Genomic DNA, 14,096 nt, shown 5'->3' on the forward strand with positions numbered 1-14,096 from the left:
TTCTGTCACTGCTCCTGGGGCCGGTGCTGCGGGAAGGTCAGCCCGGCGCGCGCGGCGCCGGGGGACTCGGGGAGGGTCGGGGGGAAGTCTGCGGTGTCCGTGGTGCGTACGGCCAGCGTCCGGTCCGGATTCAGCCGTACGACGATGTGGCGGCGCCAGGCGGTGTCGTCGCGCCCGGCGTGGTCCTCGCGCCAGTGGCAGCCGCGGGTCTCCTCGCGCACCAGGGCCGCGGCGACCAGGACCCGGGCCACGCACAGGAGGTTGGTGGCCTCCCAGGTGTCCACGCCGGGCTCGGAGGTCTTGCCGTTCTCGGCGAGGGCGTCGCGGGCGTCGCTGTGCAGCCGCTGGAGCCGGTCCGCCGCCTTCTGGAGGGACGTGGCGGACCTGAGCACTCCGGCGCCGTCCGTCATGACCCGCTGGATCGTGAACCGGTCCTCCGGGGCGAGCAGCGGGTGCGCGGGCCGCTCGGGATACGGGACGTATTCGGGCACGCGCGCGTGCAGGCCGTCCTCGTCCTCCGTCCGCCCCCGTGCGATGTCGGCGGCGATGCGCTCGGCGTAGACCAGGCCCTCCAGCAGGGAGTTGGAGGCGAGCCGGTTGGCGCCGTGGACACCCGTGCAGGCGACCTCGCCGCACGCGTACAGGCCCGGCACGGTCGTGCGGCCGCGGGAGTCGGTGCGCACGCCACCGGAGGCGTAGTGCGCCGCCGGGGCGACCGGGATGGGCTCGGTGACCGGGTCGATGCCATGGGCGCGGCAGGCGGCCAGGATCGTCGGGAAGCGGTGCTCCCACATCTCGGCACCGAAGTGGCGGGCGTCGAGGAACATGTGCTCGGCGTCCTGCTCCTGCATCCGGCGCATGATGCCCTTGGCGACGATGTCCCGGGGCGCCAGTTCGGCCAGCTCGTGCTGCCCGACCATGAAGCGCACGCCGGCCGCGTCCACGAGATGCGCGCCCTCGCCGCGCACCGCCTCCGAGACCAGCGGCTGCTGGCCTTCCGCGTCCGGGCCGAGGAACAGCACCGTCGGATGGAACTGCACGAACTCCAGGTCGCTGACCTCGGCGCCGGCCCGCAGGGCGAGCGCCACGCCGTCGCCCGTGGACACCGACGGGTTGGTGGTCGCGGAGAAGACCTGCCCCATGCCGCCGGTGGCGAGGACCACGGCGGGCGCGTGCACGGCGCCCACGCCGTCGTGCTGGCCCTCGCCCATCACATGCAGGCTGACTCCGGCGGTGCGGCCCTCGGCGTCGTTCAGCAGATCCAGAACCAGCGCGTTCTCGATCGTGCGCAGTCCACGCGCGCGTACGGCCTCCACCAGTGCCCGGGAGATCTCGGCGCCGGTCGCGTCACCACCGGCGTGGGCGATCCGGCGGCGGTGGTGGCCGCCCTCGCGGGTGAGTTCGATGCCGCCCTCGTCGTCGGTGTCGAAGTGCGCTCCGGTGGAGATGAGCCGGCGCACCGCGTCGGGGCCCTCGGTGACCAGGATGCGTACCGCCTCCTCGTCACACAGGCCCGCCCCCGCGACCAGCGTGTCCTGAAGGTGCTGGGCCGGGGTGTCGCCCTCGCCGAGGGCCGCCGCGATGCCGCCCTGCGCCCAGCGGGTGGAGCCGTCGTCCAGGCGGGCCTTGGTGACGACGACCGTCCGCAGGCCCGCGGCCTCGCAGCGCAGGGCCGCGGTGAGGCCGGCGACACCGGAGCCGACGACGACCACGTCTGCGGAGATGGACCAGCCCGGTGCGGGCGCGTGCAATCGTATGCCTGTGCTGTTCACGAGGCGGCTCCGTGGGGGTCGACGGGCTCGGGGGCTCCGAAGGAGAGAGGGATGTTGTCGATCAGCCGGGTCGTCCCGACCCGGGCGGCGACGGCGAGGATCGCCTCGCCGGTGTAGTCGTCGGGGACCTCGGTGAAGTCCGACGGGTCGACCAGGGCCAGGTAGTCCAGGACCAGCGGCGGGTCCAGTTGGGCGGCCTCGTCCAGCACCAGCCGGGCGGTGGCGCGGACGGCCGCGGGACCACCGGGCGCGGCCTTCGCCACGGCGTGCGCGTCGGCGGCGGCGCGCGACTCGCCTATCGCGCTGAGCGCCTCGGCACGCGCGTGTGTGGAGGGCACCTCACGGGCACGCGCGCGCAGCGCCTCCTGCGCCGCGTGCCGGTCGCGTCCCGCGAACAGGGCCCGGGACAGCGCGAGCGCGGTGTGCCGCTCGGTGGGCGAGAGGTAGCGGTTGCGGCTGGAGAGGGCGAGCCCGTCGGACTCGCGCACGGTGGGCACGCCGACGATCTCCACCCCGAAGTTCAGGTCGCGCACCATTCGCCGGATCAGAGCGAGCTGCTGGGCGTCCTTCTGCCCGAACAGGGCCACGTCGGGGCGCGTGAGGTGCAGCAGCTTGGCGACGACCGTGAGCATGCCGTCGAAGTGCCCGGGGCGGAAGGCCCCTTCGAAGCGCTCGCCCATCGGGCCCGCGGACATCCGCACCTGCGGCTCGCCGCCCGGGTAGACCTCGTCCACGGAGGGGGCGAACACGGCGTCCGCCCCGGCCTGTTCGGCGACCTTGAGGTCGGCGTCCAGGGTCCGCGGATAGCGCTCGAGGTCCTCGCCCGCGCCGAACTGGAGCGGGTTCACGAAGACGGTGACGATCACGAAGCCCTTGCCGCCGACGTGCTTGCGGGCCGCCCGGATCAGGGTGGCGTGGCCCTCGTGCAGGGCGCCCATGGTCATCACGACGGCGGTTCGGCCCGGCACCGCCTGATGGTCCCGGACGTACCGCAGGTCGTCCACCGTGGGGACGAGTTCGAAGGGGCGGCGGCTCATCGGTCTTCCCCGTTCGCAGGGTTCTCAGGGTTGTCGGGATTCTCGGGCTTCTCCGCGCTCCCGGGATTACCCGGCAGGTGGGTGCCGTCGGCGAGTACCCCGAGGAGGTCCTCCGCGAGCTCCGGCTTGAGCAGTCCGTGGGCGAGGGCCCGGTCGGCGGTCGCGCGGGCCATCGCCAGATAGCCGGCCACGGTCTGGGGGGCGTACGCGCGCAACTCGGCGATATGCGCGGCGACCGTGCCCGCGTCGCCGCGCGCGACGGGACCGGTCAGGGCCGCGTCGCCGGAGCGCAGGGCGTTGTCCAGGGCGGCGCCGAGCAGCGGGCCGAGCATGCGGTCCGGGGCCTCGACGCCCGCGGTACGCAACAGCTCCATGGACTCGGCGACCAGGGTGACCAGGTGGTTCGCGCCGAGGGCGAGGGCCGCGTGGTACAGCGGGCGCATCTCCTCGGCGATCCACTCGGGCTCGCCGCCCATCTCGATCACGAGCGCCTCGGCGGCCAGCCGCAGCTCCTCGGGCGCGGTGACCCCGAAGGAGCAGCCGGCCAGGCGCTGGACGTCCACCGGGGTGCCGGTGAAGGTCATCGCGGGATGCAGGGCGAGCGGCAGCGCTCCCGCGCGCAGGGCGGGATCGAGCACGCGTGCGCCGTACCGACCGGAGGTGTGCACGAGCAGCTGTCCCGGCCGTACGGCCCCGGTGTCGGCGAGGCCCTGCACCAGGCCCGGCAGGGTGTCGTCGGGGACGGTCAGCAGGACCAGGTCCGCGCGGTCCAGAACCTCGGCGGGCGGGACAACCGGCACGTCCGGAAGCATCAGCGCCGCACGCCGCCGGGACGCGTCGGACACCCCGGAGACCGCGACCGGGCGGTGCCCGGCGAGTTGCAGGGACGCGGCGAGTGCCGGACCGACCCGGCCCGCTCCGACCACGCCCACGGTGAGCCGCGCCGGGCGGTCCTTGGGATCTGGCTGTTGGAATGTACTCACTCGACGGTGGCCTTCCCGTTCCAGTCCGCTCTGGGTACCGGACGATTTCTCGTCATGTTAACGCGATTGGTTCGCGGGGCGGCCGGCCATCCACAAGCCCTGGGATTTCCGCAGGTCACGCGGGGCAGGGAATACCGGGTGCCGGACGCCGGGGGCGCACGGCATCATCCAGGGCGTGAACACGGTGGCGAGGGTGGAGGGGGACGAGGGCGGCATGGCGCGGACGACGGACGGGGACGGCCGGTCGGCGGCCGGACCCGAGGAGCGGGAACCGGACCGGGCGCACGGCGAGGAGGCGGAGGAACGCCAGCCGGGCCGCGCGCACGGCGAGGGGGCGCGGGAGCAGCCGGCGCCGGCGTCCGAGGAGCTGTCGCGGCTGCGGCGGGAGCGCCGGATCAGCGTCCTGCGGCATGCGGAACGCGTTCTGGCGCGTCCGGGCTTCCTGGGCACGCTCCGGGAGCGGCTGGCGCTGCTGGACGGCGTGCACGACCTGTACGACCTCGACGAGGCCGCGGACATGTACGGAACGGGCGTCGTCGAGGCCCTGGAGGAGAAGGTCGCCGGACTGCTCGGCACCGAGGCCGCCGCCTTCTTCCCCACCGGCACGATGGCCCAGCAGGTGGCCCTGCGCTGCTGGGCGGGCCGCACCGGCAGCCGCACGGTCGCCCTGCATCCGCTCGCCCACCCGGAGGTGCACGAGCGGAAGGCGTTCACCGAAGTCAGCGGATTGCGCCCGGTGCACATCACACGCGAGCCCCGGCTGCCGACCGCCGACGAGGTGCGCGACTTCGAGGAGCCTTTCGGGGCGCTGATGCTCGAACTGCCCCTCAGGGACGCCGGTTTCGTCCTGCCCTCCTTCGAGGAGCTGGCCGAGGTCGTGGAGGCCGCGCGCGAGCGTGACGCGGTGGTGCACTTCGACGGCGCGCGCCTGTGGGAGACCACTGTCCACTTCGGCCGCCCGCTGAGCGGGATCGCGGACCTCGCGGACAGCGTGTACGTCTCGTTCTACAAATCGCTCGACGCCTACGGCGGCGCGGCGCTGGCCGGCCCCCGGGCGCTCGTCGAGGAGGCCAAGGCCTGGCGCCACCGCTACGGCGGCATGGCCTTCCAGCAGTTCCCGACGGCGCTGTCGGCCCTCGCCGGCCTGGAGCGCCAGCTTCCCCGGCTGCCGGAGTACGTGCGCCACGCGCGCGTGGTCGCCGCGGCGCTGCGCGAGGGGTTCGCGGCGGCCGGGCTGCCCTGGGCGCGCGTGCACCCCACCGAGCCGCACACCCACGACTTCCGGCTCTGGCTGCCGTACGACGTCGACGTCCTCACGGAGGCCTCGTTCCGGCAGGGCGAGGAGACGGGGACCCTGCTGTTCGCCAACCCCTGGAAGAGCGGCGGCCCGGACCTGGCCTTCACCGAGGTCTCCGTACGGGCCGACGGGCTGGCGTGGACGGCGGACGACGTGAACGCGGCGGTGAGGGAGTTCGTGGCACGCCTGCCGGAGGCCGGGGACCCGGGCGGCGGTCGTCCGAACGGATAGGGAGTGGTCAGCAGCTGGGGCGCGGGCGGCGGCCGTGGACCCAACGGGACAGCACCGTCCGCAGACGGCCGCGTGCCGGGCGGCCCGCCACCACGGCACGCAACGCCTGGTAGTCGCGCAGTTCGCGCATCAGCTGCCAGTCGTGGGCGCCGGGGGCGGGCGGGGCGGGCTCGCACAGGCGCCGGGCCCGGTAGGTGTTGAGGATGTACTGCTGGGTGATGCTCATGGGATATCGCCTCTTCGGGACATGGAGACAGGGATCCGTAGGCTCCGCGGCTGCCCCGGCCGTCCCAGGCTGTGCCCGGGCCGGCGCCCCTGTCGCGTCGATTGACGACTGCCGTCAAACGGCGGCCGGGTTGTCAGTGGCGCGGTGCACCATGAGCTCATGAGCGTGCGCATCGACATCACCGGGCTGCGGCAGGAGCAGATCGCCGTCGTGGCATCCCCGCTGGCCGAGCTGGGGATGGCCCTGCACGCGCTGTCCGAGCCCGGCCACCACCCCGGGCTGCGGGGCTGGGCGACCAGCGTGGCCTGCGGCCTGGACCCGCACCTCGCCGACCGGATGTGCGAGGCGGACTTCCTGTGGCGTACGACGTTCTCGGACGTCTTCCTGCCGTACGCGGGCATACCGGGCGGGACCACGCTCCCCCGCGCCACCCTCGCCGAGGAACTGGACCTGCTGGACAAGCTCAGCGACGAGCAGTTCGTGGACGCGGCGCTGGAGTTCACCTGCGCGCCGCCGTACAGCGAGCCGGGCCCCGCCGCGCTCACCGACGCGGAAGCCCGTCGGCGCGCCCTGGAGCTGGCCGCCGCGCGCGGGCCGCGCAGCCTGCTGTTCAGCGAGCGGCTGCTGGCCGACCCGCCGCGCACCCGGGCCTGGCTGCGGCAGTTCCTGGAGGACTGCGACGCGGCGTTCTTCGCGGACACCTGGTCCCGCCTGCGCCACCAGCTCGCGGCGGACGCCCGTCACAAGACGGACCTGCTGCGGCACAGGGGCCTGGCCGAGGCGCTGGCGTCGGTGTCGTCGGCGGTGACGCTCGACGAGGACTCCGCCCGGATCACCGTGGACAAGCTCGGCGAGGGCCGCACGGCCACGGCGGAGGGCGGTCTGCTGCTCGTCCCGACCAGCCTGGGCTGGCCGCATCTGATGGTGCTGCACCGGTACGGCTGGCAGCCCGTGCTGCACTACCCCGTCGGTTCCCCGGAGATGGCGGCGCCGCAGTCCCTGGAGCAGCTGACCCTGCGGATGGCCGCCCTGTCCCATCCGGTGCGCATGCGCATCTGCCGCAGCCTCGCACGCAGCGCGTTCACCACGGGTGAGCTGGCCCAGGCCCACGGCATGACGGCCCCCGAGATATCCCGGCATCTGAGCACCCTGAAGAAGGCGGGTCTGCTGACGACCCGCCGCCGGGGCCGGTATGTCCTGCACCAGCTCGATGTGACGGCGGTGGCCCGGTTGGGGAGCGACTTCCTGGAGGGCATTCTCCGCTAGCCGCCGCGCGCGGGGGCGCGGGCGGTCGTCGGTCGAGCCGCATGTGCTTCGGCCAGGTCCTCAGTCCAAGTGCACGTGGCTCGCCCGGTCCTCAGTCCAAGCACGCCTCCCCCGCCCGGTCCTCAGTCCAAGCACGCCTGCCTCGCCCGGCCCTCGGTCCAACTGCCTCGACCCGGTCCTCAGTCGAAGCGCATGTGCTTCAGCCCCACCCTCGCCTGTCGCAGCCGCGTCCGCAGGGCGCCGTCCGTGTTGGGCCGGAGCGTCAGCCCGGCCAGCACGGCGATCCGGTCCGCGGTCTTGGCCACCGTGGAGTGGTCCGTCCACAGATGCTCGGCGAACTCCGGCTCGCGCAGCCGCTCCAGGCAGTGGTCGAGCTGCTGAACGGCCCAGCTCTCCCTGCGCAGCGGGGCGTCCTCGCCGGCCACGTACTTCAGGAGATGCCCGAAGCCGCGCTCCCGCAGCCGTCTCAGCACGGTCTCGCGCTCGGCGAGAAGAGCGAAGTGCCGTACGTCATGGCCCCGTTCGCTCAGCCGGCCCACCGTCTCCCTGAAGTAGTCCGGGTCGGTGACCGTCATGGGCACGATGACCACGCCGTCGTGCCGGGTCAGCGCCAGGTCGAGGACCTCGACCACGCCCTGCCGCCAGGAGGCCAGGTCCTGGAAGTCGCCCCGCAGTTCGGGCGGCAGCATGCGGTGCAGTCCGAAGCCGACGTGTTCCGGATCGCAGATGACGCTGCCGGGCAGACGTCGCTGGATCTCGTGTGCGGTCTGTGTCTTGCCACCCCCGAAGGGGCCGTTGATCCACAGGAGCATGCGCAGACCCTAGTGGGCGCCGGTCACCTTGAAGGCCGCGCGTGACTCAACCGTGGCCGCCCGCCCGTACGAGGCCGGTCTCGTAGGCGAGGACGACCACCTGGACACGGTCCCGCAGACCCAGCTTGGTCAGGATGCGGCCGACGTGGGTCTTGACGGTCGCCTCGGACAGCACGAGCCGGGCCGCGATCTCGCCGTTGGACAGTCCCTGCGCGACCAGCACCATGACCTCGCGCTCGCGTTCGGTGAGCCGCTCCAGCTCCTTGTGCCGGGGCTCGGTGGCGCCGCCCGGCAGCATGGGCGCGAACCGGTCGAGGAGGCGACGCGTGGTGGAGGGTGCGACCACGGCGTCGCCGCTGTGCACGGAGCGGATGGCGGCGAGCAGTTCGCCGGGCGGCACGTCCTTCAGCATGAAGCCGGAGGCACCCGCCTTCAGCCCGGAGAAGGCGTACTCGTCGAGGTCGAAGGTGGTCAGGATCAGCACCTTCGGGGCATCCGGATCCGAGCAGACGCGGCGGGTGGTCTCCACGCCGTCCAGCTTCGGCATGCGGACGTCCATGAGGACCACGTCGACCTCCGTGGAGCGCAGCACCTGGAGGGCCTCGACCCCGTCGCCCGCCTCCGCGACGACCTCCATGTCCGGCTGGGCGGCGAGGACCATGCGGAACCCGGTGCGCAGCAGCACCTGGTCGTCGACGAGCATCACGCGGATCGGCATGGCGGGGGTCCTCCGGTCGGACTTCGGTCGGTGGTCTGGGCGGTGTCGAAGGGGGTCGGGTCGGGGGCGGCCGGGTCGGGGGGCACGTGTCAGTGGACCGGTTTCAGCGGCAGCAGGGCGCTGATACGGAAACCTCCTCCGGGGCGGGGGCCGGCGTCCAGGGTGCCGCCCACCATGCCGACGCGCTCACGCATGCCGATCAGTCCGTGGCCCTGGCCGTCGAACCCGCCCTCCTCGTACAGCTCGTGCGGGGCGCCCTTGCCGTCGTCCTCCACGAGCAGTCCGAGGCCGTCGTCGAAGTAGACCAGGCGCACGCTCGCACCCGCGTTGGGGCCTCCGTGCTTGCGCGTGTTGGTCAGCGCCTCCTGGACGATGCGGTACGCCGTCAGCTCGACGCCGCTGGGCAGCGGGCGCGGGGTGCCCTCCACCTTGAAGTCGACGGGCAGGCCCGCGCTGCGACACTGCTCCACCAGTTCGTCGATCTGCTCGACGTCGGGCTGCGGCACATACTCGCCGGCCTCCTTGTGCTCGCCGGTGCGCAGCACACCGAGCAGGCGGCGCATCTCGGCGAGGGCCTGTCGGCCGGTTCCGGAGATCGTCTCCAGGGCCTTCTTCGCCTGGTCGGGGGCGGCGTCCAGGACATACGCGGCACCGTCCGCCTGCACCACCATCACCGAGACGTTGTGCGCGACCACATCGTGCAGCTCGCGGGCGATCCGGGCGCGCTCGGCGGCGACCGCTACCTTGGCCTGCGCCTCGCGCTCCTTCTCGAGCCGGGCGGCGCGCTCCTCGAGCTGGGCGAGATAGGCGCGGCGGGTGCGCAGAGAGTCCCCGAGCACCCAGGCGAGGGCGAAGGGGACGGTCTGGAAGATCGCGATCGCGACGTTCCCGAGCGCGCCCGAGTGGGCGTCCGGCCAGCGGCTCAGGGCCAGGGGCCCGGCGCACAGGCCGCCGATGAGACCGGTCCGTGAGGCCCAGCGGGCACCGTCCGCGGCGACCGTGTAGATGATCACCAGCATGGCGAAGTCGCCGATCATCGGCTGCTGGTCCGCGAACAGCTGAGCCAGCCCCATCGCCAGGGCCACCACAAGCATCTTCTCCGGCATGCGACGCCGCAGGGCGACCACCACGCACAGGATGGCGGAGATCGCGAGGCCCACGGGGATCGTTCCGTGGTGGTTCTGCGCCTCGCTGAGGTTGGTCACGCTCACGCAGGAGAGCCCGAAGAGGACGACGGCCCAGAAGCCGTCGACCCACGTCGGGTGCCTGCGGAGAAAGTCATAGAGGCGCTGCACGTAACCCAGCGTAGGGAAGCGCCGCGTGTGCCGGGGTCAACCGGAGGACCGATCCGAGGCGGACACGTGTACTCCGCAAGGTGGACACTCCATGATCCCGAACGGCTACGGCGGCTCCGGGTGGACGCGTCGGAGCCGCGGGAGCCCGTGGGTGGTGCGGGTGGCCGGTCGCGCGGCACGGCGGGCGCCCCGCGCGGAACGCCGGCCCCGCGGCCCGCGCGCGGCACTGCGGGGCCCCGCGCGGAGCGCGGACGCCACACGCCGGGCGCACACACCTGCCCCACCACCGGCCCTCCGGGCGCACGCACCTGCCCCACCACCGGCCCTCCGGGCGCACACACCTGCCCCACCGCGGCCCCTCCCCTGCCCGTTCCCCGCACCCGGCCTAGCCTGGCCCCGTGGCACAGCAGGCGGACGACGAGTGGCGGGGCTGGCGGGCGGCGGCCGAGGAAGCGCTGTACGGGGCGCACGGGTTCTACCGGCGGCCCGAGGGACCCGCGGGACACTTCCGTACGTCCGTGCACGCCTCCCCGCTGTTCGCGGCGGCGGTGGCCCGGCTGCTGTGCGCGGTCGACGAGGCCCTGGGACGCCCCCTCGAGCTCGCCTTCGTGGACATGGCGGCCGGCCGGGGCGAGCTGGTCACCGGCGTCCTGGACGCGCTGCCCCCGGACGTCGCAGGCCGCACGCGCGCGTACGCCGTGGAGATCGCCGGCCCTCCCGAGGGGCTCGATCCCCGGGTCGAGTGGCTCGGCGAGCCCCCGCAGGGCATCACGGGGCTGCTGTTCGCCAACGAGTGGCTCGACAACGTCCCGGTCGAGGTCGCGGAGGCCGGCCCCGGCGGCGTACCCCGGCTCGTCCTCGTACGCGCGGACGGCGGTGAGCGCCTCGGGGAGCCGGTGACCGGCGCGGAGGCGGAGTGGCTCCGGCGCTGGTGGCCGCCGGCGGCCGAGGGCTGCCGCGCCGAGATCGGGCTGCCCAGGGACACCGCCTGGGCCGCGGCCGTCGCCACCGTAGGCCGTGGACTCGCCGTCGCCGTCGACTACGCCCACCACGCGGCCGCCCGGCCGCCCTTCGGGACGCTCACCGGGTTCCGTGCGGGCCGGGAGGTCGCCCCGGTGCCGGACGGCTCCTGCGACATCACCGCGCATGTGGCGCTGGACGCGTGCGCGCTGCCCGGGGCGCGCCTGCTGACCCAGCGCGCCGCCCTGCGCACGCTCGGGATCACCGGCGCGCGCCCCCCGCTGACGCTCGCGTCGACGGACCCCGCGGCCTATGTACGCGCCCTCGCGCACGCCGGAGCCGCCGCCGAACTCACCGCGCCCGGCGGCCTCGGCGACTTCGGCTGGCTGCTCCAGCCCGTGGGGATCGCGGGGGCCCCGCTCGGGGGGCTACTTGTCGATGTCCCCGACCACGAAGAACAGTGACCCGAGGATCGCCACCATGTCCGCGACCAGCGTCCCCGGCAGCAGCTCGGTCAGCGCCTGGATGTTGTTGTACGAGGCCGAGCGCAGCTTCAGCCGGTACGGGGTCTTGTCGCCCTTGCTGACCAGGTAGTAGCCGTTGATGCCGAGCGGGTTCTCGGTCCAGGCGTAGGTGTGGCCCTCGGGCGCCTTGAGCACCTTCGGCAGGCGCTGGTTGACCGGCCCGGGCGGCAGCTCGGCCAGCCGGTCCAGGCAGGCGTCGGCCAGGTCGAGCGCGTTGTGCGTCTGCTCCAGGAGGCACTCGAAGCGGGCGAGGCAGTCGCCCTCCTGCCGGGTGACCACCTTCAGCGTGTCCTGGAGTTCCCCGTAGGCCAGATACGGCTCGTCCCGGCGCAGGTCGAAGTCCACACCGGAGGCGCGCGCGATGGGGCCGCTCACGCCGTACGCGTGCACCGTCGCGGGGGCGAGGACGCCCACGCCCCGGGTGCGCCCCCGGAAGATCTCGTTGCCGAGCACCAGATCGTCGAACCGGTCCATACGGGAGCGCACGTCCCGCACCGCCGTACGCGCGCGTACCGTCCAGCCGGCCGGGAGGTCCTCCTTGAGGCCTCCGACCCGGTTGAACATGTAGTGCATACGCCCGCCGGAGATCTCCTCCATGACGTTCTGGAGTTCCTCGCGCTCCTGGAAGGCGTAGAACACCGGCGTGATGCCACCCAGCTCCAGCGGGTAGGAGCCGAGGAACATCAGGTGATTGAGGACCCGGTTCAGTTCCGCGAGGAGCGTGCGCATCCACACCGCCCGCTCGGGGACCTCCATGCCGAGCATGCGCTCGACGGCCAGGACCACGCCCAGCTCGTTGGAGAAGGCGGAGAGCCAGTCGTGGCGGTTGGCGAGCATGATGATCTGGCGGTAGTCGCGCGCCTCGAACAGCTTCTCCGCGCCGCGGTGCATATAGCCGATGACCGGCTCCGCATGCGTGATCCGCTCGCCGTCCAGCACCAGCCGCAGCCGCAGCACACCGTGCGTGGACGGATGCTGTGGACCGATGTTGAGCACCATGTCGGTGCTCTCCGCGGCACCGCCGATCCCGACCATGGTCTCCGTCGTGGGAGTCATGGACCCAGTCTCTCCTACGTACCCTTGCGGCATGGAAACGGGGACTATAGGCCAGGGCGGCGAGCCGGCGTGGCGAGGATTGCCGCCCGGGCTGCTGCGGATGCGGCGATTGTTGCTGGTGGTGTGGCTGGGGCTGGCGGCGCTCGCCGTGGGGCTGCTCCTGGGTCTGCTCGCCGGGCCCGTGTGGGCCCTGTTCGCCTTGCTGCCGCTGGCCGCGCTGGGCTGGGGATGGGTGCTGCTCGGCCGCAACTGGCGCTCCTGGCGGTACGCCGAGCGCGCGGACGACCTGCTGATCAGCCGGGGCGTGCTGTGGCGCGAGCAGACCGTGGTGCCGTACGGGCGGATGCAGCTCGTCGAGGTCACCTCCGGGCCCGTCGCACGCCACTTCGGGCTGGCGAGCGTCCAGCTGCACACCGCGGCCGCGGCCACGGACGCCGCCATTCCGGGCCTTGCCCCGGCCGAGGCGGAACGGCTGCGGGACCGGCTGACCGAGCTGGGCGAGGCCCGATCGGCGGGGCTGTGAGCGCGCCCGGGGCCCCGCCCGCCCTGGCGGAGGGACGCAGGACGGCCGAGCGGCGGCTGCACCCGGTCACGCCGCTGCGACGCGCCTGGGCGCCGGTCACCGTGATCGCCGGCTGGGCCGTGCACGACCCCGGTCAGGCCCAGGAGCAGCTGACCCGGCTGACCGCGACCACGCTCCTCGCCGGACTCGCGGCCGTCGTCACGGCCGCCTCCCTCTACGGCTTTCTCAGCTGGCGGTTCACCTCCTTCGCGGTGACCGACACCGAACTGCGCATCCGTACGGGCCTGTTGTTCCGCCGTACCGCGCACATCCGCCTGGACCGGCTCCAGGCCGTCGACGTCACCCAGCCGCTGCCGGCCAGGATCGCGGGCGTCGCCAAGCTCAAACTCGACGCCATAGGGACCGACAAGAAGGACGAACTCGCCTATCTCGGCGAGGAGGAGGCCCGCGCCCTGCGCGCCGAACTCCTGGCGCGCGCGGCCGGGTTCGCACCCGAGACGGCACACCAGGTCGGTGAGGCACCGATGCGGCGGCTGCTGCATGTGCCGCCGGGCATGCTGGCCGTCTCCCTGCTGCTCATCGGCGCCACCTGGGGTTCGCTGCTCGGTGCGCTCGTCGTGCCGACGCTGGTGTGGTTCGGCACACACAGCGTCTGGTCGGTGCTCGCGGCCGGGCTGCCGCTGGTGGGCGGGGCGGCCACACGGAGCGCGGGGCGGTTCGTCCGCGCCTACGACTGGACGGTCGGCGAGTCGCCGGACGGGCTCCGCATCGACCACGGGCTGCTCGACCGGGCGCACGAGACGGTGCCGCCGGGGCGTGTGCAGACCGTACGGATCGTGGAACCACTGCTGTGGCGGCGGCGCGGCTGGGTCCGGGTGGAGCTGAGCGTGGCGGGCTCCTCCAACTCGGTGCTGGTCCCGGTCGCCCCCCGCCACCTCGCCGAGTCGCTGATCGCCCAGGTGCTGCCCGGGGTGACGGTCCCCACGGCCCTCGCGCGGCCGCCGCGCCGCGCGCGCTGGTGCCTGCCGCTGTGGTGGCGCGGCCACGGACTCGCCGTCACCGGCACCGTCTTCGCGGCGCGGCACGGCCTGCTGCGCCGGACCCTGTCCCTCGTCCCGCATGCGAAGGTGCAGAGCGTGCGGCTGACGCAGGGGCCGTGGGAACGGTTCTGGAAGGTCGTCGACGTGGAGGTGGACACCGGCGCCGACAAGACGGTGACAGCCCGGCTGCGGGACGCGGAGGAGGCCGCGGCGCTGCTGTACGCGCAGGCGGACCGGTCGCGGACGGGGCGACGGGACGCCCGGCCGGACCGGTGGATGGCCTCGTAGGCCGAACGGCAGGGAACGACGTGAGGGGCGGCGGCACCCGGTGTGCCGCCGCCCCTCACTCGTACGGG

General features: G+C 73.6%; 13 protein-coding genes. 5 read left to right on the top strand and 8 right to left on the bottom strand.

What is annotated here, in order from left to right:
- Positions 1-5: 5 nt before the first annotated feature.
- The 3 genes from ACIP94_RS09335 to ACIP94_RS09345 are packed head-to-tail and all read right to left on the bottom strand — an operon-like array spanning position 6 to position 3,792.
- Complete coding sequence (locus ACIP94_RS09335) at positions 6-1,772, bottom strand: L-aspartate oxidase (RefSeq protein WP_402421862.1); 1,767 nt, start codon at positions 1,770-1,772, stop codon at positions 6-8.
- Positions 1,769-2,809 (bottom strand): pantoate--beta-alanine ligase, encoded by a 1,041-nt coding sequence (gene panC, locus ACIP94_RS09340; protein WP_402421865.1) that lies wholly within the window; start codon positions 2,807-2,809, stop codon positions 1,769-1,771. The genes ACIP94_RS09335 and panC overlap by 4 nt, the downstream gene beginning before the upstream one ends.
- Positions 2,806-3,792: a Rossmann-like and DUF2520 domain-containing protein gene (locus ACIP94_RS09345; RefSeq protein WP_402421868.1), complete on the bottom strand. Its 987-nt coding sequence runs from the start codon at positions 3,790-3,792 to the stop codon at positions 2,806-2,808. The genes panC and ACIP94_RS09345 overlap by 4 nt, the downstream gene beginning before the upstream one ends.
- Positions 3,793-4,006: 214 nt before the next feature.
- Between ACIP94_RS09345 and ACIP94_RS09350 the strand changes: the two genes are divergently transcribed.
- Positions 4,007-5,320, top strand: coding sequence for a threonine aldolase family protein (locus ACIP94_RS09350; RefSeq protein ID WP_402423023.1), 1,314 nt, complete (start codon positions 4,007-4,009; stop codon positions 5,318-5,320).
- 7 nt (positions 5,321-5,327) lie between these two features.
- Here ACIP94_RS09350 and ACIP94_RS09355 read toward each other — a convergent pair whose 3' ends face one another.
- On the bottom strand, positions 5,328-5,546 hold the full coding sequence (locus tag ACIP94_RS09355) for a hypothetical protein (protein ID WP_402421871.1): 219 nt from the start codon (positions 5,544-5,546) through the stop codon (positions 5,328-5,330).
- Positions 5,547-5,705: 159 nt separating this feature from the next.
- Here ACIP94_RS09355 and ACIP94_RS09360 point away from each other — a divergent pair, with 159 nt between their 5' ends.
- On the top strand, positions 5,706-6,812 hold the full coding sequence (locus ACIP94_RS09360; protein ID WP_402421872.1) for a DUF5937 family protein: 1,107 nt from the start codon (positions 5,706-5,708) through the stop codon (positions 6,810-6,812).
- Positions 6,813-6,991: 179 nt separating this feature from the next.
- On the opposite strand, the gene ACIP94_RS09365 is transcribed toward ACIP94_RS09360, so the two are convergent.
- The 3 genes from ACIP94_RS09365 to ACIP94_RS09375 form a co-directional block, all read right to left on the bottom strand.
- Positions 6,992-7,624: an AAA family ATPase gene (locus ACIP94_RS09365; RefSeq protein WP_402421874.1), complete on the bottom strand. Its 633-nt coding sequence runs from the start codon at positions 7,622-7,624 to the stop codon at positions 6,992-6,994.
- A 46-nt stretch (positions 7,625-7,670) separates the two neighbouring features.
- A complete protein-coding gene (locus ACIP94_RS09370) occupies positions 7,671-8,342 on the bottom strand; it encodes a response regulator (protein WP_402421877.1) in 672 nt (223 codons plus the stop codon).
- Between the two features lie 89 nt (positions 8,343-8,431).
- The gene (locus ACIP94_RS09375) at positions 8,432-9,637 is read right to left on the bottom strand and encodes a sensor histidine kinase (protein WP_402421880.1); all 1,206 of its coding nucleotides are present in this window, start codon (positions 9,635-9,637) and stop codon (positions 8,432-8,434) included.
- A 398-nt stretch (positions 9,638-10,035) separates the two neighbouring features.
- On the opposite strand from ACIP94_RS09375, the gene ACIP94_RS09380 reads away from it, so the two are divergent.
- Positions 10,036-11,061 (top strand): SAM-dependent methyltransferase, encoded by a 1,026-nt coding sequence (locus tag ACIP94_RS09380; RefSeq protein ID WP_402421883.1) that lies wholly within the window; start codon positions 10,036-10,038, stop codon positions 11,059-11,061.
- Here ACIP94_RS09380 and ACIP94_RS09385 read toward each other — a convergent pair.
- Positions 11,026-12,177, bottom strand: coding sequence for an NADH-quinone oxidoreductase subunit D (locus tag ACIP94_RS09385; protein WP_402421885.1), 1,152 nt, complete (start codon positions 12,175-12,177; stop codon positions 11,026-11,028). The two genes, ACIP94_RS09380 and ACIP94_RS09385, sit on opposite strands and share 36 nt — an antisense overlap.
- A 31-nt stretch (positions 12,178-12,208) precedes the next feature.
- On the opposite strand from ACIP94_RS09385, the gene ACIP94_RS09390 reads away from it, so the two are divergent.
- Positions 12,209-12,700, top strand: coding sequence for a PH domain-containing protein (locus ACIP94_RS09390; RefSeq protein WP_402421888.1), 492 nt, complete (start codon positions 12,209-12,211; stop codon positions 12,698-12,700).
- Entirely contained in the window at positions 12,697-14,028 is a 1,332-nt protein-coding gene (locus tag ACIP94_RS09395) for a PH domain-containing protein (RefSeq protein WP_402421891.1), read from the top strand. Before ACIP94_RS09390 ends, ACIP94_RS09395 begins: the two co-directional genes overlap by 4 nt.
- Positions 14,029-14,096: the final 68 nt, after the last annotated feature.

It is taken from the genome of Streptomyces sp. NPDC093261, assembly GCF_044753645.1.
In the GTDB taxonomy this organism is placed as follows: domain Bacteria; phylum Actinomycetota; class Actinomycetes; order Streptomycetales; family Streptomycetaceae; genus Streptomyces.

Excerpts from the sequence above, each read along its gene's own strand:
- panC (WP_402421865.1), bottom strand. The coding sequence starts at position 2,809 with ATGAGCCGCCGCCCCTTCGAACTCGTCCCCACGGTGGACGACCTGCGG.
- ACIP94_RS09350 (WP_402423023.1), top strand. The coding sequence starts at position 4,007 with ATGGCGCGGACGACGGACGGGGACGGCCGGTCGGCGGCCGGACCCGAG.
- ACIP94_RS09355 (WP_402421871.1), bottom strand. The coding sequence starts at position 5,546 with ATGAGCATCACCCAGCAGTACATCCTCAACACCTACCGGGCCCGGCGC.
- ACIP94_RS09360 (WP_402421872.1), top strand. The coding sequence starts at position 5,706 with ATGAGCGTGCGCATCGACATCACCGGGCTGCGGCAGGAGCAGATCGCC.
- ACIP94_RS09365 (WP_402421874.1), bottom strand. The coding sequence starts at position 7,624 with ATGCTCCTGTGGATCAACGGCCCCTTCGGGGGTGGCAAGACACAGACC.
- ACIP94_RS09370 (WP_402421877.1), bottom strand. The coding sequence starts at position 8,342 with ATGCCGATCCGCGTGATGCTCGTCGACGACCAGGTGCTGCTGCGCACC.
- ACIP94_RS09385 (WP_402421885.1), bottom strand. The coding sequence starts at position 12,177 with ATGACTCCCACGACGGAGACCATGGTCGGGATCGGCGGTGCCGCGGAG.
- ACIP94_RS09390 (WP_402421888.1), top strand. The coding sequence starts at position 12,209 with ATGGAAACGGGGACTATAGGCCAGGGCGGCGAGCCGGCGTGGCGAGGA.